Here is a 20,020-nt window from a genome sequence, read left to right as displayed (position 1 = left end):
CGGTCCGGACGGCCCGGCCGGCCGGGCTGCCCGGCCCCGACCTGACCGGCAGAACCGGCGGGACCGGTGGGAACGGCGGCCCGTCGGAACGGTCCGTCCGGTCCAAGTGCGCTGGAACGGCTGGGCGGCATGCTTGGCATTTCGTCCTCCTCGCTCGATCCGGCGGCCCCGGTCGTCCCGGGGCCCCCGGTGGACATCGGCATCGACCACGGCGGGCGCAGACACCTGCACCACCACAGAGAAGCCGAGATGTGAGCCTAGAAGAACCGTTCGGTTTCCTGCGAGGTGGCCCTGCTCCCAGAGTGCCGGGACGGGGCCCCACCCCGAACGTCCGACCGCGGAACGACAGTCGGCGCACGGCGTGCGGGCCTGACTCGACGCACGGACGCGGTCGCCGGATCGCGCCCACCTCCACCATGGACCCGACGCCGGGGTTCGGCAGCGCAAGACGCCAAGGCTCGTCTTTTCCAGGCCAGATGGGTGACACCGACTCGGCCGACAGTACTGGCCGACAGTGGTCGGGAACGCCCGGTACGAACGGATCAGGACGGAACGAACCAGGGTGAACCGTGCTGAATCCCCCGGAGCTGAACCGGGCGGCCGGACGGACGGTCGGGGACCGAACGAACCGGGCGAGGGATCAGGACGGGGGGCGGGAGGGGCGCCCGCCCACCGACCGGCCCGGGCGCCCTCGGCCTCGATTCCATGACGGTGGATCAGCTCCGGGCCGACCCCTGCTTCCGCACAGGCCCCCACCCCCGCCCGTTCGTGTGCCACCCCGCCCACGTGCCGACGGAGGTGTCGGCGGAGCGTCCCGACGGAAGGTGCCGGGGCGGCGCCGAGCAGGGCGGCGACATCCGCTCGATGGTGGATCGAGCCGCCGATTGACAAATGACAGATGACAGATTTTGAATTCTGTCAGAACCCATGCCATAGTCGAACCGGGCCACCCTCCCTCCGGCCCGTCCCCTCCCCCACCCCGCCAGGAGTCGCGCATGTCCGCCACCGCCCACCCGGTCCCCCGCCGCACGCTCGGCGCCACCGGACCCACCACCTCCGCCCTCGGCCTCGGCTGCATGGGCATGTCCGACCTCTACGGCCCGGCCGACGAGGCCGAGAGCATCGCCACCATCCACGCCGCGCTCGACGCCGGCATCACCCTGCTCGACACCGGCGACTTCTACGGCATGGGCCACAACGAACTGCTGATCCACGAGGCGCTGCGCGGCCGTGACCGCGAGGAGGTCCGGATCAGCGTGAAGTTCGGCGCCCAGCGCGGCCCGGACGGCCAGTGGCTCGGCTACGACGCCCGCCCCGCCGCCACCAAGACCGCCCTCGCCTACACCCTGCGCCGCCTGCGCACCGACCACATCGACGTCTACCGCCCGGCCCGGCTCGACCCGGCCGTGCCGGTCGAGGAGACCGTCGGCGCGATCGCCGACCTGGTCAAGGCCGGCTACGTCCGCCACATCGGCCTGTCCGAGGTCGGCGCCGACACCCTGCGCCGCGCCGCCGCCGTCCACCCGATCAGCGACCTTCAGATCGAGTACTCGCTGATCTCGCGCTCCGTCGAGGCCGAGATCCTGCCCACCGCCCGCGAGCTGGGCATCGGCGTCACCGCGTACGGAGTCCTGTCGCGCGGCCTGCTCAGCGGCCACTGGCAGAACGACCGCGCGCTGTCCGGCACCGACTTCCGCGGCCACAGCCCGCGCTTCCAGGGCGACAACCTGACCCACAACCTCCGGCTCGTCGAGGCGCTGCGCGCCGTGGCCGCCGAGCGGGGCGCCAGTGTCGCGCAGGTCGCGATCGCGTGGGTGGCCTCCCGCGGCGAGGACGTCGTCCCGCTGGTCGGCGCCCGCCGCCGGGACCGGCTCACCGAGGCGCTCGGCTCCCTGGACGTGACCCTCACCGACGCCGATCTCGCGGCGATCGAGGCGGCGGTCCCCGCCGGGTCGGCCGCCGGGGACAGGTACGCTGCCGCCCAGATGGCCCATCTCGACAGCGAGCACTGAACCGCGGGGGCGCAGGCGTCCGCCGCGACCGCAGTACGCTGCCGGAAAAGGGCCGTCCGTACCCGCACCGCCCGCCGGTACGGGTACGGACACCCCCGTCAGCCCGACGTCCGCCCGCCACCCCGCGGGCGGACGCACCACCCGTAAGGACGTACCGCCCCCGTGGCCACGGACAGCGCACTCACCGCCGAGCAGATCCTGAGCGCGACGGAGGACGCCCTCAGGCGCTTCGGCCCGGCGAAGGCCACCGTCGTGGACGTGGCCCGCACCCTCGGGGTGAGCCACGGCAGCGTCTACCGGTTCTTCCCGAGCAAGGCGGCGCTGCGCGAGGCCGTCACCCAGCGGTGGCTGGACCAGGCCCACCACGACCTGCAGTCCGTCGCCGCCGAGGCGGGCCCGGCCTCCGAGCGCCTGCACCGCTGGCTGGTGACGCTGTTCGCCGCCAAGAGGAAGAAGGCGCTCGACGACCCGCAGCTCTTCGCCACCTACATGACGCTGGTCGGCGAGAACAGCAGCACCGTCGAGGCCCACGTGGAGACGCTGATCCGCCAGATCGGCCAGATCGTCCGGGACGGCGTCGAGGCCGGGGAGTTCCGGGACTCCGGGACCGGTTCGACCGCGCGCGCGGTGTTCGAGGCGACCGCGCACTTCCACGACCCGGCGTACGCGGGCGAGTGGTCCGACCCGGCGGCCCAGGAACGGTTCGAGGCGCTCTGGGGGCTCGTCCTCGGCGGCCTGGCCGCCAAACCCTGACGACAGCGGGCGCCCGGGCGCCCGTCGACCGTCCGGGGCAGCCCCGGCGCCGCTACTTCTCCGACTGCGTGATCCGCACCGTGTTGCCCGAGGGGTCGCGGAACGCGCAGTCGCGCGGGCCCCAGGCCTGGTCGACGGGCTCCTGGAGGACCTCGGCCCCGAAGGCCCGGACCTTCTCGAAGGTGGCGTCGAGGTCGTCGGTGCGGAAGACGAACATCGGCAGCACGCCCTTCGTCAGCAGCGCCTGGAGGGCGTCGCCGTCCGCCTGGGAGCGGCCGGCGTGCGGCTCCGAGAGCACGATCTCCAGGCCCGGCTGGGCGGCACTGCCGAGGGTGACCCAGCGAAAGTCGCCCGAGGCGACGTCGTTCCGCACCTCAAGACCGAGCGCGTCGCGGTAGAAGGCGAGCGAGTCGGTCAGGTCGTTGACGGTGATGTTGCAGTACTTCAGTGCGATGTCCATGCGAGTCACGCTAGGCGGCAGCCGGGTCACCCGCTTCTCGAATCCTGCTCGATCCGTAGACCGGACCGTCGCCCGGCCCGTCGCGCGGGTCGGCCCGGTCAGTCCCGTGCATGCACGACGAGCCGGTTCCGCTCCCCGTCGAAGGTGGCGCCCAGGGCCCGGGCCTCGCGTCGGCCGCCCGCGAAGAGGCCCTGCCGGTCGACGTGGACGGTCAGGAGGTCGTGGTCGTCGATCACCTCGGAGATGCCCCGGGTGTCGATGGTGTCCGCCCAGGCGTCCAGGTTCCGGCCGAACCACACCGGCAGGCCGCACGGACCGGCGACCGCGTCCCAGAAATCGTCGAGGGAGTCGATCGGCCGGCCCCTCAGGTTGACGATCAACTCGCTGTGCGTCATCACAGCAGGGTAGCCCGACCCGGGCGGACCCGGCGGCCGGCCCGGGAGGCACCCGGCGGTCAGTCCCTGGAGTGCCCGAAGAAGATCCGGTAGAGGAGCAGCAGCACCAGCGCGCCGCCGATCGCCGACGCCCAGGTCGCCAGGTCGAAGAACTGCGTCGTCACCGGCCGGTCCAGGAAGCGTGCGGAGATCCAGCCGCCGACGAACGAGCCGGCGACGCCGATCAGGGTGGTCACCACCAGGCCCCCCGGGTCCCGCCCCGGCAGCAACAGCTTGGCCAGGGCTCCGGCCACCAGGCCCAGCACGATCCATGCAACGAAGCTCATGCGTCCTCCCGCCCTCATGTCGGCTCGGCGGCCCGCGCCGGCCGTCCTGCCCGGAGGGACGCCGCCGTGCGCCCCCGTGGTTCCGGTGCGCCGGGCGTGGCACCGGCCGCACCGCCCGGCACCACCGGGATACTTCCGCCATGCGCATCCTGATCGCCACCGCCGGCTCACGCGGCGACGTCGCCCCCTTCACCGGGCTCGGAGCGCGGCTGCACGCGGCCGGCCACCAAGTCGCCGTCGCCACCCACACCACCTTCGCGGACACGGTCCGGTCCGCCGGCCTGGAGTTCTGGCCGCTGCCCGTCGACCCGCGCGCCGAACTCGCCTCCGAACGGGGGCAGAACCTCCTCCGGACCGGCACCGGCCCGCTCGGCATCGTCCACCTCACGCGCCTTGCACGGTCGTTCATGCCGGGGCTCGGCGACGCCATCGCGGCGGCCACCTCGGCCGGCGCGGACCTGCTGCTCACCACCGGCACCACGGCCGCCCTCGGCCAGGTGGTCGCCGAGGCGGCCGGGATCCCCACCCTGACACTCCAGCTCCAACCCATGGCCCCGACCAGGGAGTTCGCCCCGGTGGTCACCGGGACCCGGTCGCTCGGCGCGGCCGGCAACCTGCTCGCCGGACACGCGGTCCAGGCCGCCGTCGACCACCTCTTCGCCCCGGCCGTACGCGGTCTCCGCCGCCAACTCGGCCTTCCCCAGCGGAGCGTGGCGCACGCGAGGAGCTCCCACTCGGTCCTGCACGGCTTCTCGCCGGTCGTCGTCCCGCGGCCCGCCGACTGGCGCCCCGGGCTCGCCGTCGCCGGGTACTGGTGGCCGCACACCGATCCCGGCTGGCAACCTCCGCAGCGGCTCCTCGACTTCCTCGCCGCCGGGCCTCCGCCCGTCTACGTGGGCTTCGGCAGCCTGGTCGTGCCCGACCCCGAACGTCTCACCCGGACGGTCCTCGCCGCACTGCGCGCCGCCCGGGTCCGCGCCGTCCTGCAGTCCGGCTGGAGCGGCCTCGTCACCGCCGACAGCGACGACGTCCTCACCATCGGCGACACCCCGCACGACTGGCTGTTCCCCCGCGTGGCCGCCACCGTCCACCACGCGGGCGCCGGCACCACCGCCGCCACCCTCCGCGCCGGCACACCGACCGTCCCCGTCCCGGCCCAGCTCGACGCCCCGTTCTGGTCCACCCGCCTCACCCGCCTCGGCACCAGCCCCGGCCCCGTCCCCCTCCCCCAGCTCACCGCCGCCCGCCTCGCCACCGCGATCCGCCGGACCCTCGACACCCCCCACCACCGCAACTGCGCCCGGGCCCTCGCCACCGCCCTCACCGCCGAGGACGGCACCGCCAAGGTCCTCACCGCCATCGACCGCCTCACCGACTCCCACTCCCGGTAACCTGACGGCCGGATCCCGCCGACGGCCCAACTCGCCCCGAACGACCGAAATGACCGAACCCCAGCAACTTGCTCGAACCACCCACCACCCCTGACAACCCCCCAGCTCCCGAACTCTGCTCCCCGCGCCTGCGGGGATGTTCCCGCGAACCCGAAACGCCGGTGGGCCAAGGCGTCCTGCTCCCCGCGCCTGCGGGGATGTTCCCTGCCAGCCCTCCGCCCTGCGCTTCCCCTCGACCTGCTCCCCGCGCCTGTGGGGGTGTCGCCTTCGCCGTCTGCCGGCGCCGTGCCGCCTTGGGCGCCGCGGGCCATGTGCGGGAGATCGCCCGCCTGTCCGGCCGGCCATGGAGAGTGGCGTACCGGCCATCCTGCTTACCCTTCCTTGCAAATGTTCATGCCAATCGACAGGCTGTACGTGTCCGTACGGCTGCCATACCGACCGGTCACCGCCCCACCGTGGACGCCGACAGTTGGCCCTACGGCCGGTCCGACCACCGGTCCGACGTCCCGCGAACGGCACCAAGGCGCACCGGAACCGTCCGAGAAGAGATGAGGAAGAAGCATGCGCAAGATCGCGATGGCCATGACCGCCCTGTCGCTCGCCGTGGGAACGGGGATCGCCGCAGCCCCCGGTGCCGTGGCGGCGACGACGTGCCCGAGCGGGGCGGTCTGTATCCGCGAGTTCGGCGGAGACATCCTGAGCAAGAACATCTTCTACAGCTACGGTGCCCACAACCTCGACAACGTCACCGGGTACCACATACTCGCCAACAGCCAGACCGGCGGCGCGGGCTTCGAGCTCTGCCGGGGCTACAACGGCACGGACTGCTCGATCACGTACCGCACCACGGGTGACTACCCCTCGATCGACTTCACGCCGATCAACTCCATCCTCCTCGTGCCGTAGTCGGGCGTAGTGGGCCACCGGCCCGCGGCCGCTCGCCCGCCGACCTGTGGTGCTCCGTCCGGTCTTCCCGATCCGTGGTCGACTGGCGGGAGACGGCTGGTGCTGCGGGCGGCCCGTTGGCGCGGTAGGCGCCCTCCCCGCGCGCCTGCGAAGTGGGTTCCGGGGGGTGGTGGCGCCGGCGGCCGGGTTACGGCAGGCGCGGGATGAGGTCGGTCCCGTAGGCGTCGATGGTGGACTCGACGGCGTCGTGCATGGCGTAGATGGCGAACTGGTCGACGCCGAGGGAGCGGAGCTGTTCGAGGCGGGCGAGGTGGGCGTCGGGCGGGCCGATGAGACAGAACCGGTCGACGATCTCGTCGGGGACGAAGGCGGTGTCGGGGTTCCCGGCGCGGCCGTGGTGGCTGTAGTCGTAGCCCTGCCGGTCCTTGATGTAGGCGGTGAGGGCTTCGGGGACGAGGTCGGAGTGCTCGCCGTAGTGGGTGACGAGGTCGGCGACGTGGTTGCCGACCATGCCGCCGAACCAGCGGCACTGTTCGCGGGCGTGGGCGAGGGCGGCCGGCGAGTCGTCGGCGGTGACGTAGGCGGGCGCGGCGACGCAGACGGTCACCGCGTCGGGGTCGCGGCCGGCCTCGGTGGCGGCCCGGCGGACGGCCTTGACCATGTACTCGGTGAGGTAGGGGTCGGCGAGTTGGAGGATGAAGCCGTCGGCCTGGCGCCCCGTCAGGGCGAGGGCCTTGGGCCCGTAGGCGCCCATCCAGACCGGCAGGGCGGCGCCTTCGCCGACCCACGGCAGGTGCATCTCCGTGCCGTCGACCTCAGCGGTACGGCCCTCGGCCAGCTCCTTGATGGCGTGCATGGCCTCGGACAGCCGGGCGAGGGTGGCGGGATGCCGGCCGGCGACCCGCATCGCGGAGTCGCCGCGCCCGATGCCGCAGACCGTGCGGTTGCCGTACATGTCGTTGAGGGTGGCGAAGAGGGAGGCGGTGACCTCCCAGGTCCGGGTGGAGGGGTTGGTGACCATCGAGCCGACCTTGAGCGTGCTGGTCTCGGCGAGGATGCGGCTGTAGATGACGAAGGGCTCCTGCCACAGGACGCAGGAGTCGAACGTCCATCCGTGACTGAAGCCGGCCCGCTCGGCGCGGACCATGCGGTCGACGAGCAGGCTGGCGGGCGGGTCGGTCTGCAGCACGAGGCCGATGTCCATGGCGGGCTCCGGAGGTCGGGAGGAGGGGGAACGGGAACCCGCCCGGGCCGTGACCCGGGCGGGCGGAGGAGCAAGGACGGCCGGAGGCCGGGGAGGTGGGCCCGGACGGGCGGGGCTCAGTCCAGGTACCGGCAGGTGTCCCGGCGCAGGAAGGTGCCGTGGCCGGCCCGCCCGAGCCAGGTGCCGTGGTCGAGGACGACCGTGCCCCGGGAGAGGACGGTGCGGGCGCGGCCGGTGAGCGTGCGCCCCTCGTACGCCGAGTAGTCGACGTTCATGTGGTGGCTCGCCGCGGAGACAATCTGGACGGCGTTGGGGTCGTAGACGACCACGTCGGCGTCGGCACCGGGGGCGATGGTGCCCTTGCGCGGGTGCAGGCCGAACATCCGGGCGGGCGTGGTGCAGGCGATCTCGATCCAGCGGCGGCGGCTCAGTCGCCCGTCGACCACGGCCTGGTGGAGCAGGTCCATGCGGTTCTCCACGCCGGGCAGACCGTTGGGGATCTTCGAGAAGTCGCCGCGGCCGAGCTCCTTCTGCCCGGTGTAGCAGAACGGGCAGTGGTCGGTGGAGACCACCTGGAGGTCGTTGGTCCGCAGGCCGCGCCAGAGCGCCTCCTGGTGCTCCCGGGGGCGCAGCGGCGTGCTGCACACGTACTTGGCCCCCTCGAAGCCGTCGGCGCCCTCCTCGGCGAGGTTGTCCGTGGAGAGGAAGAGGTACTGGGGGCAGGTCTCGCCGAAGACGGGGAGGCCCTCGTCGCGGGCCCGGGCGAGTTCGGCGAGGGCGGAGGCCGCGGAGACGTGGACGACGTAGAGGGGGCTGCCGGCGACCTGGGCGAGCTTGATGGCGCGGTGGGTGGCCTCGGCCTCCAGGAGTTCGCGGCGGACCTCGCCGTGGTACCGGGGGGCGGTGCGGCCGGCGGCGAGGGCCTGTTCGACGAGGACGTCGATGGCGATGCCGTTCTCGGCGTGCATCATGATCAGCCCGCCGTTGGCGGCGCCGCGCTGCATGGCGCGCAGGATGCGGCCGTCGTCGCTGTAGAAGACGCCGGGGTAGGCCATGAACAGCTTGAAGGAGGTGGACTCGCCGGAGTCGACGAGGGCGTCCATCTCCTTGAGGACCGCGTCGTTGACGTCGGAGACGATGGTGTGGAAGGCGTAGTCGACGGCGCACGTGCCGTCGGCCTTGGCATGCCAGGCGTCGAGACCTTCGCGGAGGCTGCCGCCGACGGGCTGGACGGCGAAGTCGACGATGGTCGTGGTGCCGCCCCAGGCGGCCGCGCGGGTGCCGGTCTCGAAGGTGTCGGAGGCGTGGGTCCCACCGAACGGCAGTTCCATGTGGGTGTGGGCGTCGACGCCGCCCGGGATCACGTAGTGGCCGGCGGCGTCGATCAGGGTGTCGGCGGTCCAGGCGAGGGCGGCCTCGCTGCCGGTGGTGGCGAGGGCGACGATGCGCTCGCCCTCGATGAGGACGTCGGCGCGGAGTTCCTCGGTGGCGGTGATGACGAGGCCGCCGCGGATGACGGTGCGGGTGGTCATGGTGTGGTCGTCCCCCTCACGCCTCGGCCAGCGGCCCGTACGCGTCGGGGCGGCGGTCGCGGTAGAACGCCCACTGCTGCCGGACCTCCTCGATGAGGCCCATGTCGAGGTCGCGGACGACGAGTTCCTCCTCCTTGTCGGAGGCGACCTCGCCGACGAACCGGCCGCGCGGGTCGACGAAGTAGGAGGTCCCGTAGAAGTCGTTGTCGCCGTACTCCTCGGTGCCGACGCGGTTGATGGCGGCGACGAAGTACTCGTTGGCCACGGCGGCGGCGGGCTGTTCGAGCTGCCAGAGGTACGCGGAGAGGCCGCGGCTGGTGGCGGAGGGGTTGTAGACGATCTGCGCGCCGGCGAGTCCCAGGGCCCGCCAGCCCTCGGGGAAGTGGCGGTCGTAGCAGATGTAGACGCCGACCTTGCCGACGGCGGTGTCGAAGACGGGCCAGCCGACGTTGCCGGGCTTGAAGTAGTACTTCTCCCAGAAGCCCTTGACCTGCGGGATGTGGTGCTTGCGGTACTTGCCGAGGTAGCTGCCGTCGGCGTCGATCACCGCGGCGGTGTTGTAGTAGACGCCGGGCTGCTCCTCCTCGTAGACGGGGACGACGAGGACGAGGCCGAGTTCCCGGGCGAGTTCGGCCATCCGGCGGACGGTGGGTCCGTCGGGCACGGGCTCGGCCCAGCGGTAGTGCTCGGGCTCCTGGACCTGACAGAAGTACGGGGCGTTGAAGACCTCCTGGAAGCCGAGGATCTGCGCGCCCTGCGCGGCGGCCTCGCGGGCGTACCGCTCGTGGAGGGCGATCATGCTCTCCTGGTCGCCGGTCCACCGGGTCTGGACGAGGGCGGCACGGACGATCTGCGACATGGGTACCTCCGCAACTCCGCGGTCCGTCCGGGGGTCGGGCCTGCGGTCTGAGGGTTGACGGGGCGGTTCTGCCTGCGGCACCGCGGACGGCACCGCACTACGGGCCACGTGGAGCGCCGCGCACGGCTCCGCGCGCCGGCGCGTTCCGGCACGACCGTGCACGGTGTCTACGTGCGTAGAAAGTTGGTGCGTCGACCGTAGGCCCGGCCTCGGTCGCCTGACAATACGTCGGACGTAACGCGCCCGGGGCGATCCTGTTACCCGGACACGCGGGGTCTCGTAGATGGGATGAAACGGTCATCTACCCCGACAGTGCTCGCCTTACTCATTCGGGTGAATCGTGTGCGAGGTGGTGCGGGTCCGGGCAAGAGGGTTGATGATGCTGCTCCGGTCCGTCGCCGGGCGGTCGCCGACGGTGAGCCACCGCAGGTCCCCGGCGTTCGGTCGTTCACGCGTGTGCAGGGGGAGGTGGACGTGACGGCTGTACCCGAGGAGGGCGGAGGCCCCGCGCACCCGGCCCGCTCGTACCCGGTGCCTCCGTACCCGGTGCCTCCGTACCCGGCGCCTCCGTACCCGGCGCCTCCGCACCCGGCGCGCCGACGCCCGGTACCGGCGTGGGCCGGAGTCCTGCTCGGGCTCGTCGTCCCGGTACCGGCCGCCCTCGGGTGGCTGCTCTTCGCCCGGTGGACGGCGGACGGCCAGGGCGCCCGGGACATCCGCCTCCAGCTGGCCGGCTCCCGAGCCGCCGCCGCGGCCGTGGTCGCCGACCGGGCCGCCGACTTCCGCGCGTCCCTGGACGCGGACCTCTGGCTGGTCTGCGGCTACTCGGTGACGCTGACGGCCGCCGGGATGCTCGGCGGATACGTGTTCACGCGGCCGCACTGGCGGCTGGTCGCGCTCGTCGCCGGCCTCGCGGGCGTGCTGGCGGGTGCCTGTGACCTCGCCGAGGACCTCCTGCTCGACGCCGGGCTGGGCGGGGGCGGTCCCGGACCGGCGGGCGGTGACACACCCTTCCTGGCGGCGGCCGCGTTCGCCACCGTGAAGTGGCTGCTGCTCCTGCCCGCGGGGGTGGTCGGCACGGTGGTCTGCTCCGCCACCGTCCACCGGGCCGCGCGCGGGGTGCTGCGGCGGCCTGCGGAGGAGACGGCCGGCGGTCCGAACCGCGGGCCGAACGGCGGGACGAGCGGCGCACCGGAGGACGGGCCGAGCGCCGTCCACGGCGACGAACCGGACGGCGGACCGGATCACGGACCCGACGACGGACCCGACGGCGGACCCGACGCCGAACCGGACCTCGGACCGGAGCTGATCCCCCCGTGGCCGGTGGCGACGGCGCGGGGCGGACGGTGGCCACCCGGACCTCGGACCCACGGGCCGCTCACCCGACAGGCCCGCTGGCGCAACGCCGCCCGGGTCCCGCCCGGCCGCGAGCACGCCCCGCTCGGTTTCTGCGTCTCCGGCGGCGGCATCCGCTCGGCCTGCGTCACCCTCGGGGCCCTCCAGTCCCTGCGCCCGTGGCTGAAGCAGGCCCGCTACCTGGTCTCCGTCTCCGGCGGCGGCTACACGGTCGGCGCCATGCAGCTGGCGCTCAGCGACTCCGCGCCGGCCTGCCCCGTCCGGGCCGTCTCCGGTCTGACCGCCGACACCGTGCTGGAGCCCGGATCCCCCGAGGAGGACCACCTCCGACGCCACGCCAAGTACCTGGCGGACGGCGCGGGCGAGTGGCTGGTCGCCCTGGGCACGCTGCTGCGCGGCCTCGTCGCGGCGCTCGCCCTGCTGCTCGCCTCCGTCCTGGTGATCGGCCTGGGGCTGAGCCGCTTCTACCACCTCGTCCCGCTCACCGACCTGGACGCCCTGGCCGCCGTCGGCCTGCACCCCCAAGGCCCGGTCACCGGGGGCGGCGTCGGCGGGCCCGGGCTCGGCCCGCTCGCCCTCCGCGCCCCCGCCCTGCTCACCCTGGTCGGGCTGCTGACGGCGGCTGCCCTGGGCTGGCTGCTCTGGCTGCTGACCTTCTCCTGGCTCGGCTGGGACACCCTCCTGCCGCGCGTCCTGCGCCGGTTCTCGCAGGCCGCACTCGCCGTGGCGGCCCTGGTCACGCTCGGCGTCCTGGCCGTACCCGGGCTGGCCTGGGGCGCGGTCCGGCTGCAACAGGCGCTCGCCGTCGGCGCACGGCAGACCGGCGCCGGCATAAGCGCCACCGTGCTGCTCAGCTACCTGGCCCTGCTGCTCGGGATCCTCTGGCACGGCCGGCACGCCATCGGACAAGGGGCGGCGGTGCTCGGCGGGCTGGTCCGCGGCACCCGGCGGATCGGCGGCAGCCTCACCGGGCGGATCGCCGAGTACCTGGTGCTCTGGTCGGCGCTGGCCGCGCTCACCGCGGGCGCGCTGCTGGCGCTCGGCTGGGCGGTGGCCACCGGGCACGCCTGGCCGCCGGCCGCGCAGCTCCTGCTGCCCCTGGTCCTCGGCACCGTCGGCCTCAACCTCGACCAGACCTGGATGGGCCTGCACCCCTTCTACCGTCGGCGCCTCGCCGCCGCGTTCGCCGTCCGCCGCTCGGTCGAGCGCGGTGACGGCGGCCAGGACGGTGCCAGTGCCAGTGCCAGTGCCGGTGACCGTGACGGCGGGGAGGTGCTCGCCCGGCCGTACCACTTCTTCCGCGAGCAGACCCGCCTCAGCCACTACGGCGCCCGGCACCCCGACTTCCCGCAGGTGATCTTCGCCGCGGCGGCCAACCTCTCCGGCAACGCGCGCACGCCGCCCGGCCGCCGGGCGGTCTCGTTCACCTTCTCCTCCGACTACGTGGGCGGACCGGACGTCGGGTACGCCCGCACCGACCTGCTGGAGCGACGCACCCGGCGGCACATCGGCCGGGACCTCACGGTGCAGTCCGCGATGGCCGTCTCCGGCGCGGCGTTCTCGTCCGCGATGGGCCGTCAGTCGCGCGGCTACCAGGGGCTGTTCGCGATCACCAACGCGCGGCTCGGGACCTGGCTGCCCAACCCGGCGGCGCTCGCCCCGCTCTGGGCCGCCGACCGGGACTGGCGGTACGCGCCGCAGCCCGCCGTCCGCCGGCTCCCCTACCAGCTGCGCGAGGTCTGCGGCCGGTACCCGATGGACGCGCGGTTCCTGCTCACCACCGACGGCGGCCACTACGAGAACCTCGGACTCGTCGAACTCCTGCGGCACGGCGTGCGGACGGCGGTCTGCATCGACGCCAGCGGCGACTCGACCCTCGCCGCCACCCTGGCGGCGGCGATCACCCTGGCCCGCGAGGAGCTGGGCATCACCATCACCCTCCGCGAACCGGACCTGCTGATCCCGGGCAGCGCCGGGACCGCGGGCGCCGCCGGGGACGGCCCGCACGGGAGCCCCTCCTCCGACGGGGCCGGGCACCCGCCACTGCGCGGCCTGGCGGCGCGGCTGGCCGACCGGCTCTCCGCCCGGGCGGTGGTCGTCGGTGACATCGAGTACCCGTGGCCGCTCGACCTGGACGGCGGCTGCTCCGCGGACGGCGCCGATCCGTCGGCCGCCCGGCGGGGCACGCTGATCGTCGCCCAGGCCGCCCTCACCGCCGGCATGCCGTACGAGTTGCACGCGTACGCGATGACCGACGCGTCCTTCCCGAACGACAGCACCAGCGACCAGTGGTTCGACCACCGGCAGTTCGACGCCTACCAGACCCTCGGCCGGTACCTCGGCGAGCAGGCCGAACCCGCGGTGAAGGCGGCCCTGTCCGGCGCCGGGCCGAGAGCCACGTCCGGGACCCGGGCCGGTTCGGGCTCCGGAACCGGGACCGGGACCCCGGCCGGGACCGCCGCCGATACCGCTTCCGGGGCCGCCCCCGGCACCGGACCGGCGCCCCCGCCGGGGGCCGCGTCGGTTCCTCTGCCCGGGCCCGCTCCGGCGCCGGACGCCGAGGTGGCGGGCGGTCCGCCGACCGGTCCTCCCGCCCCGCCCGATCGGGCGCGCGGCCCGCGACCATGAGGGTGCTCGCTTGACTCGTGCCCGTTCCGTCGGGAAGGATCCGGCGCATGGACTCCGGCACCACTCTGGTCTGCCGCCTGCACGTCGATCTCCGACGCCAGGCGAGTTCCATCTGTGCCTGTTGACCCTGTCCTTCCCCGCCGGCCCCTCCCTGTGACACTCCCCAGGACCCGCGCCGCGCACCCGCTCTCCTGACACGCCTCCCCGTGTGACCCGCCTCCGGCCGCCCCGTCGGCCCGGCGCACCGCACCCGGGCACGGCCGTACCGCCGCCGCACGGCACCACCCAGCGCCCGCCTTCCCCGAGGACACCCACATGAGCCTGGACCTCGCCACCGACACGCTCGCCTCCGCCGTACCCGTCGCATCCGCCGCCGCCACCTCGGCTGCGGCGTCCCCTGCCACCGCCTCCCCGGCCGCGTCCGCCCCCGGCGCCCCCGTCACCGGCGCCCCCGTCACCGGCACCTCCACCGCCGGCGCCGACGCTCCCGGCGCCAGCGCGACCGGGAGAGCGACCGGCACGGCGGCCCCGACCGGGTCCGGCACCGTCGTCACCGAGGAGGGCCGGGTACCGCTCACCCCGAGCGCGCTGCGGGCCGTCGTCCGCGAGCTGGCCGAGCAGCCCGACCAGTGGATCCACCACGTCCGGCTCTCCACCGAGGAGCGCTGGTACCGGCGGCTGGTCGCCGACGACGACCACGAGGTCTGGCTGATCAGCTGGCTGCCCGGCCAGTCGACCGGGTTCCACGACCACGGCGGCTCGCGCGGCGCGTTCACCGTGGCGCTGGGCGAGCTGGAGGAGCTGTCGCTCGGCGGCCCGGAGCAGGGCCTGCTGATCCGCCGGATCCAGTCCGGAACCACCCGCGCGTTCGGGCCCGAGTACGTGCACGACGTCCGCAACACCGCGTCCGGACCGGCGGTCACGCTGCACGCGTACTCGCCGCCGCTCAGCTCCATGGCGCACTACGAACTGCGGGCCGGCGGCCTGGTCCGCACCTCCGAGGAAGGACCCGAACAGTGGTGACCACGATCGACGACCTGGTGGCGCGCTCCCGTGAGGGGGTCCACCGGCCGGGGGCCGAGGAGGCCTACCGGGCCCAGCTGGACGGCGCCCTGCTGGTGGACATCCGGCCGGCGGCGCAGCGGGCGGCCGAGGGGGAGATCCCGGGCTCGCTGATCATCGAGCGGAACGTGCTGGAGTGGCGGCTCGACCCGACGGGCAGTCACCGGATCCCGGAGGCCGCGGGACACGACGTGGCGGTGGTCGTGGTCTGCTCGGAGGGGTACGCGTCGAGCCTGGCGGCCGCCTCGCTGCGCGAGCTGGGTCTGCACCGGGCGACCGACCTCGACGGCGGTTTCGTCGGGTGGGCCGCCGCCGGACTGCCGACGCGTCAGGGCGGCTGATCCCGCGCCAGGACCGTGAAACCGGCGCCGCAGGACGCCGCCGATCCGCCGGCCTCGACGCCGCTGGATCGTCCGCCGTCCTGCGGCGGCCGGGAAATCAGGGACAGGAGGTTCATGAGGTCATAGGCTGATCGGAGTTTCAGCCGGTTCGATACTGGGCAGCCGCGCGGGCGGAGGAACGCCCGGGCAGACGACGACGTCACACGCCGCAGTTTGTCGACAAAACGCCACCGACCCGACCGTCCGTCACTCTCCCACCGCCTATCGACCGACCTACACCACCATCGGCGCCGCCACCGGGGGCCGCCGAGACGAGGAAACTCCCCGTGATCAGATTCGACGGCGCGGGCAAGCGCCACCCCGACGGCACCATCGCCGTCGAGGGCCTCGACCTCGACGTCCCCACCGGGCGCACGACCGTACTGGTCGGCCCGTCCGGCTGCGGCAAGACGACCCTGCTGCGCATGGTCAACCGCATGGTCGAGCCGACCTCGGGGCGGGTCCTGCTGGACGGGGACGACGTCGCCCGCCTGGACCCGGCCAAACTGCGGCGCGGCATCGGGTACGTGATCCAGCAGGCCGGGCTGTTCCCGCACCGGCGGGTGATCGACAACATCGCGACGGTCCCCTACCTGCTCGGCTGGGACCGGAAGAAGGCCCGCGCCAGGGCGGCCGAGCTGCTCGACCTGGTCGGGCTCGCGCCCGAGACCGCCAAGCGGTACCCGTTCCAGCTCTCCGGCGGCCAGCAGCAGCGGGTCGGCGTCGCCCGGGCGCTGGCCGCCGACCCGCCGGTCCTGCTGATGGACGAACCGTTCAGCGCCGTCGACCCGGTGGTGCGGGCCGGGCTCCAGGAGGAACTGCTGCGGCTCCAGTCCGAGCTCCACAAGACCGTCCTGTTCGTCACCCACGACATCGAGGAGGCCGTCCGGCTCGGCGACCAGGTCGTGGTGCTGCGCGAGCAGGGCCGGATCGCCCAGCTCGCCGACCCGCACACGCTGCTCACCGCGCCCGCCGACGAGGACGTCGCCGCGTTCCTCGGCCGTGACCGGGGCCTGCGCGGGCTCGGCCTGCGCTCCGCACGCACCGTCGCCGTGCACCCGGTCCACGACGGGCCGAGGTACGGCGGCTGGGAGCTGGCGCTGGACGACGAGCGCCGGCCGATCGGCTGGATCGACCGGGACGCGGCCTCCGCCGTCCTGCACCCGGCGCCCGGGTTCCACCCCGAGGCCGACACCCTGCGCGGCGCACTGGACGCCGCCGTGCTGTCCCCCTCCGGGGTCGCGGTCGCACTGGACGCCGACGGCCGGGCCACCGGCACGGCGGACCGGGAGGCCGTCCTGGCCGCGCTCGCCGGGGCGCCGACGGTGACGGTCGGACGATCCGCCGGGCCCGGCGGGCCGGACGTGGCCACGCGCGCCGGCGGCACCGGAGCAGGCGAGGCACGAGCGGGCGAGGCCGGCGCCGGAACCGGAACCGGAAGCGACGCGGACGGAGCCGGCGGTGGACGATGAACCGATCATCCGCTGGTACTGGATCGGCGACCATCTCGGCTACCTCGGCGACCTGCTGGCCGACCACGCCGTCATCGCGCTGCTCCCGGTGCTGATCGGCCTGCTGCTGGCGATCCCGCTCGGCCTCGCCTGCACCCGCTTCCCCCGCCTGTACCAGCCGCTCGCCGCCGTCTTCAACATCGTCTACGCCCTGCCCTCGCTGGCCGTCTTCGTGGTGCTCATCCCCTACACCGGGCTGGCCACCCAGGCCACCGTGATGATCCCGCTCACCTTCTACGCGGTCGCCGTCCTGCTGCCGACCACCGTGGACGGCCTGCGCGCCGTCCCGGACGCGGTCCGGCAGGCGGCCACCGCCATGGGCTACGGGCCGTGGCACCGGCTGGCCGCCGTCGAGCTGCCCGCCTCCGTGCCGTACCTGGTGGCCGGCCTGCGGGTCGCCGCGGTCTCCAGCATCTCGCTCGCCTCGGTCGGCGCCCTGGTCGGCCGCGGCGGGCTCGGATACCTCTTCATCGACGGGTTCCAGCGCACCTTCCCGACGCCGATCGTGGCCGGCATCGTACTGATCGCCGCACTCGCCCTGGCCGTGGACCTCGTGCTCGTCGGCGCCCGCCGCGTGCTCGCGCCCTGGGCCGTCCGGGAGAAGGGGGCGGGCCGGTGAACTGGCTCAGCTGGCTGGGGGACTTCTTCTCCGCCCCGGACCGCCGGAGCGGTCCGAACGCGATCGTCCACCGGATCGCCGAACACCTGCTGCTCTCCGGCGAGGCGCTGCTGTACGCCGCGGTGCTGGCCGTCCCGCTCGGACTGCTGATCGGCTACACCGGACGGGGCGTCACCGTGGTCACCGCGATGGCCGGCGCCGCCCGCGCCCTGCCGACGCTCGGGCTGGTGACGCTGGCGGTGCTGCTGGCGGGGGTCGGCGACACCGCCGTCCTGTTCCCGCTCGTCGCGCTGGCCGCGCCGCCCCTGCTGGTCGCGGCGGTCGAGGGGGTGCGCGGCACCGACCCGGACGTCCGGGACGCGGCGCGGGGCGTCGGGCTGACGCACCCGCAGGTGCTGTGGCAGGTCTGCCTGCCGTCCTCCCTCCCCACCCTGCTGGCCGGCTTCCGGACGGCGACCGTCCAGGTCATCGCGACCGCGACGGTGGCCGCCTACGTCGGGCTCGGCGGGCTCGGCCGGTACGTCATCGACGGCCTGGCCACCCGGGACTTCGCGATGACGATCGGCGGCGCGCTGCTGGTCGTGCTGCTCGCCGTCGCCGCCCAGTTGTTCTTCGCCCTGCTCGCCCGGTACGCGCTGCCTCCCGGCCTGCGCGCACAGCAGCGGGCCGCGTCGCGGCAGCCGTCGTGACGCCGGACGGCCACCGGAGCGCCCGGGAGGACCGGGCCCTCCGGGCGTTCCGTGCCGCCCGGGGCGCGCCGCGACAGCTCCGCGTTCCGGCCGCCCCGGGCCTCCCGGGGCGGCCGGAACCCCCACGTCCTCAGACTCCCGACGCACCTGACACCCGACACGTACATCCCGAAAGGACCCGTATCACCATGTCGACATCCGTGCCGCGCAGAGCAACCGGCCACCGGGCCGCCGCCCTCGCCGCCCTGGCCGCACTCGCCCTCACCGCCACCGCCTGCGGCTCCTCCGGCGGCGACCCGCTGGCCGCCGCACCCTCGACGGCCGGCGGCTCCGCCGCGACGGGCGCGGGGTCCGGCGGCACGGTGGTGGTCGGCTCGGCCAACTTCCCCGAGAACGTGCTGCTCGGCTCGATCTACTCGCAGGCGCTCAAGGCCAAGGGCGTCAAGGTCGAGGAGAAGTTCAACATCGGCAGCCGCGAGGTGCTCTACGGGCAGCTGCAGAACGGCAGCCTGACCGTCCTGCCCGAGTACAACGGCGCCCTGCTCGCCTACCTCGGCGGCAAGACGGCCGAGCCCACCAAGGACGCGGTCAACGCCGAGCTGGCGAAGACGCTGCCGGCCTCGCTGGCGATCCTCGACTCCTCCCCCGCCGAGGACAAGGACACCCTGAGCGTCAGCCAGGAGAGCGCCGACAAGTACGGCCTCAAGAGCATCGCCGACCTGGCCGGAAAGGCGGGCGAGTTCACCATCGGCGGCCCGCCGGAGTTCAAGTCGCGCCAGGAGCAGCCGCTCAAGGACGTCTACGGGCTGACCTTCAAGGAGTGGAAGCCCACCGGCGAGACCACCGCCAACGCCGTGAAGGACGGGTCGATCCAGGTCGGCAACGTCTTCTCCACCGACCCGAAGATCGCCCAGCTGAAGCTCGTCGCGCTCACCGACCCGAAGAACCTGTTCGGTGCGCAGAACGTCACCCCGCTGGTCAACAAGGCGAAGGTGGACGCGACGTCGTCGGCCGCGCTCAACGCGGTGTCGGCCAAGCTGGACACGGCCGGCCTGCTGGCGCTGATGAAGAAGGTCGCGATCGACAAGGAGGACCCGTCGGCGGTGGCCAAGGACTGGCTGAAGAGCAACGGGCTCGGCTGACACCGCGTCGCGCGGGGCCGGTCGGGAGGACGGCCCCGCGCGCGGGCGGATCACCCTTGCGCGGACACCTCCGGGGCGAACACCCGGCGCGAACACCCCGGCGCGGACACCCCGGCGCGGACCTCTCGCGGCCGGACCGCGCCTGCCGCCCTGCCACCCCCAGCCGTCCCCAGTCGCCCCCTGCCGTCCCTCGCCGTCGAGCGCCGATCGGAGGACCGCCCGGAGCCGTCCGGAGCTCCACCCGGAGCCGCCGGGTGACCACCGCCCGACCGGGCCGGTGACCTGGATCTCCGGTTCGGCAGATCTTCCCCTGAGCGGCGCGGACATGACAGTGTGACGACATGCGCACTCGTCTCCTCGCCGCCACCCTCACGGCATTCACCGCGGTGAGCCTCGCCGCCTGCTCCGGCTCGGAGTCCGGCACCACCGCGGCCGGCGCCTCCGCATCCGGCACCCCCGCCACGTCCACCGGCGACACCCCGACCGCCACCGCGTCCGCCCCGGCCCCGACCGCCACCGGCGCGACCACCGGCGGGGGCACGTCCGGAGCCCCGAACGGGTCCGCGACCGGCGCCCCGCCCACCCCCGCGGCCACCCCGGTCGCCCCCCCCCCCACCCCCCCCCCCCCCACAACCCCGCGCCCACCCACCCACCCCCCCCCGCCCTCAGCCGGCCCCCAACACCCTGGACGGCCCGCTGTCCTGACCTCCGGGCCGCCGTCGCCGCGCCCGTCTACCAGCGCCCGACCACGGCACCCGCAGGCCCGGCGCCCGCACGCCCGCCGTCAGCGGGCGG

At 74.2% G+C, this 20,020-nt stretch carries 19 protein-coding genes; 13 read left to right on the top strand and 6 right to left on the bottom strand.

Annotated elements, in window-relative coordinates:
* Window positions 1-129 precede the first annotated feature (129 nt).
* The 3 genes from PUR56_RS24390 (at window position 130) to PUR56_RS24380 (ending at window position 2,765) form a co-directional block, all read left to right on the top strand.
* Complete coding sequence (locus tag PUR56_RS24390) at window positions 130-255, top strand: hypothetical protein (protein ID WP_329880624.1); 126 nt, start codon at window positions 130-132, stop codon at window positions 253-255.
* A gap of 740 nt (window positions 256-995) precedes the next feature.
* Entirely contained in the window at window positions 996-2,012 is a 1,017-nt protein-coding gene (locus PUR56_RS24385; RefSeq protein ID WP_329950461.1) for an aldo/keto reductase, read from the top strand.
* A 162-nt stretch (window positions 2,013-2,174) separates the two neighbouring features.
* A complete protein-coding gene (locus PUR56_RS24380; RefSeq protein WP_329880626.1) occupies window positions 2,175-2,765 on the top strand; it encodes a TetR family transcriptional regulator in 591 nt (196 codons plus the stop codon).
* A 52-nt stretch (window positions 2,766-2,817) separates the two neighbouring features.
* On the opposite strand, the gene PUR56_RS24375 is transcribed toward PUR56_RS24380, so the two are convergent.
* From PUR56_RS24375 to PUR56_RS24365, 3 genes are all read right to left on the bottom strand, one after another.
* The gene (locus tag PUR56_RS24375; RefSeq protein ID WP_329950460.1) at window positions 2,818-3,225 is read right to left on the bottom strand and encodes a VOC family protein; all 408 of its coding nucleotides are present in this window, start codon (window positions 3,223-3,225) and stop codon (window positions 2,818-2,820) included.
* 98 nt (window positions 3,226-3,323) lie between these two features.
* Window positions 3,324-3,620 (bottom strand): barstar family protein, encoded by a 297-nt coding sequence (locus tag PUR56_RS24370; RefSeq protein ID WP_329880630.1) that lies wholly within the window; start codon window positions 3,618-3,620, stop codon window positions 3,324-3,326.
* A gap of 59 nt (window positions 3,621-3,679) precedes the next feature.
* Window positions 3,680-3,946: a GlsB/YeaQ/YmgE family stress response membrane protein gene (locus tag PUR56_RS24365; protein WP_329950459.1), complete on the bottom strand. Its 267-nt coding sequence runs from the start codon at window positions 3,944-3,946 to the stop codon at window positions 3,680-3,682.
* 140 nt (window positions 3,947-4,086) lie between these two features.
* Here PUR56_RS24365 and PUR56_RS24360 point away from each other — a divergent pair, with 140 nt between their 5' ends.
* Both PUR56_RS24360 and PUR56_RS24355 read left to right on the top strand, forming a co-directional pair.
* On the top strand, window positions 4,087-5,337 hold the full coding sequence (locus PUR56_RS24360) for a glycosyltransferase (RefSeq protein ID WP_329950458.1): 1,251 nt from the start codon (window positions 4,087-4,089) through the stop codon (window positions 5,335-5,337).
* 561 nt (window positions 5,338-5,898) lie between these two features.
* Window positions 5,899-6,243 carry a hypothetical protein gene (locus tag PUR56_RS24355; protein WP_329879537.1) on the top strand — a complete coding sequence of 115 codons (345 nt, stop codon included), beginning with the start codon at window positions 5,899-5,901 and terminating at the stop codon, window positions 6,241-6,243.
* A 187-nt stretch (window positions 6,244-6,430) separates the two neighbouring features.
* Here PUR56_RS24355 and PUR56_RS24350 read toward each other — a convergent pair whose 3' ends face one another.
* From PUR56_RS24350 to PUR56_RS24340, 3 genes are all read right to left on the bottom strand, one after another.
* The gene (locus tag PUR56_RS24350; RefSeq protein WP_329950457.1) at window positions 6,431-7,447 is read right to left on the bottom strand and encodes a TIGR03842 family LLM class F420-dependent oxidoreductase; all 1,017 of its coding nucleotides are present in this window, start codon (window positions 7,445-7,447) and stop codon (window positions 6,431-6,433) included.
* Window positions 7,448-7,563: 116 nt separating this feature from the next.
* Window positions 7,564-8,979, bottom strand: a complete 1,416-nt coding sequence (gene hydA / locus PUR56_RS24345; RefSeq protein WP_329879535.1) for a dihydropyrimidinase — start codon at window positions 8,977-8,979, stop codon at window positions 7,564-7,566.
* 16 nt (window positions 8,980-8,995) lie between these two features.
* Window positions 8,996-9,838 carry a nitrilase-related carbon-nitrogen hydrolase gene (locus PUR56_RS24340; RefSeq protein ID WP_329950456.1) on the bottom strand — a complete coding sequence of 281 codons (843 nt, stop codon included), beginning with the start codon at window positions 9,836-9,838 and terminating at the stop codon, window positions 8,996-8,998.
* 474 nt (window positions 9,839-10,312) lie between these two features.
* On the opposite strand from PUR56_RS24340, the gene PUR56_RS24335 reads away from it, so the two are divergent.
* From PUR56_RS24335 to PUR56_RS24305, 8 genes are all read left to right on the top strand, one after another.
* On the top strand, window positions 10,313-13,822 hold the full coding sequence (locus PUR56_RS24335) for a hypothetical protein (protein ID WP_329950455.1): 3,510 nt from the start codon (window positions 10,313-10,315) through the stop codon (window positions 13,820-13,822).
* Window positions 13,823-13,869: 47 nt separating this feature from the next.
* Entirely contained in the window at window positions 13,870-13,947 is a 78-nt protein-coding gene (locus PUR56_RS43565; RefSeq protein ID WP_101948289.1) for a putative leader peptide, read from the top strand.
* Window positions 13,948-14,137: 190 nt separating this feature from the next.
* Window positions 14,138-14,845, top strand: coding sequence for a cysteine dioxygenase (locus PUR56_RS24330; RefSeq protein ID WP_329950454.1), 708 nt, complete (start codon window positions 14,138-14,140; stop codon window positions 14,843-14,845).
* Window positions 14,839-15,225 (top strand): rhodanese-like domain-containing protein, encoded by a 387-nt coding sequence (locus tag PUR56_RS24325; protein ID WP_329950453.1) that lies wholly within the window; start codon window positions 14,839-14,841, stop codon window positions 15,223-15,225. Before PUR56_RS24330 ends, PUR56_RS24325 begins: the two co-directional genes overlap by 7 nt.
* A 326-nt stretch (window positions 15,226-15,551) precedes the next feature.
* The gene (locus PUR56_RS24320; RefSeq protein ID WP_329950452.1) at window positions 15,552-16,736 is read left to right on the top strand and encodes an ABC transporter ATP-binding protein; all 1,185 of its coding nucleotides are present in this window, start codon (window positions 15,552-15,554) and stop codon (window positions 16,734-16,736) included.
* A complete protein-coding gene (locus tag PUR56_RS24315) occupies window positions 16,726-17,394 on the top strand; it encodes an ABC transporter permease (RefSeq protein ID WP_329879529.1) in 669 nt (222 codons plus the stop codon). The genes PUR56_RS24320 and PUR56_RS24315 overlap by 11 nt, the downstream gene beginning before the upstream one ends.
* Complete coding sequence (locus tag PUR56_RS24310; protein ID WP_329879528.1) at window positions 17,391-18,083, top strand: ABC transporter permease; 693 nt, start codon at window positions 17,391-17,393, stop codon at window positions 18,081-18,083. The genes PUR56_RS24315 and PUR56_RS24310 overlap by 4 nt, the downstream gene beginning before the upstream one ends.
* Before the next feature lie 188 nt (window positions 18,084-18,271).
* On the top strand, window positions 18,272-19,225 hold the full coding sequence (locus PUR56_RS24305) for an ABC transporter substrate-binding protein (RefSeq protein WP_329879527.1): 954 nt from the start codon (window positions 18,272-18,274) through the stop codon (window positions 19,223-19,225).
* Window positions 19,226-20,020 lie beyond the last annotated feature (795 nt).

It is taken from the genome of Streptomyces sp. BE303, from assembly GCF_036290945.1.
GTDB lineage: Bacteria > Actinomycetota > Actinomycetes > Streptomycetales > Streptomycetaceae > Kitasatospora.
The sequence above is the reverse complement of the archived record's forward strand: the minus strand, read 5'-3'. Positions and strand labels throughout refer to the sequence as shown.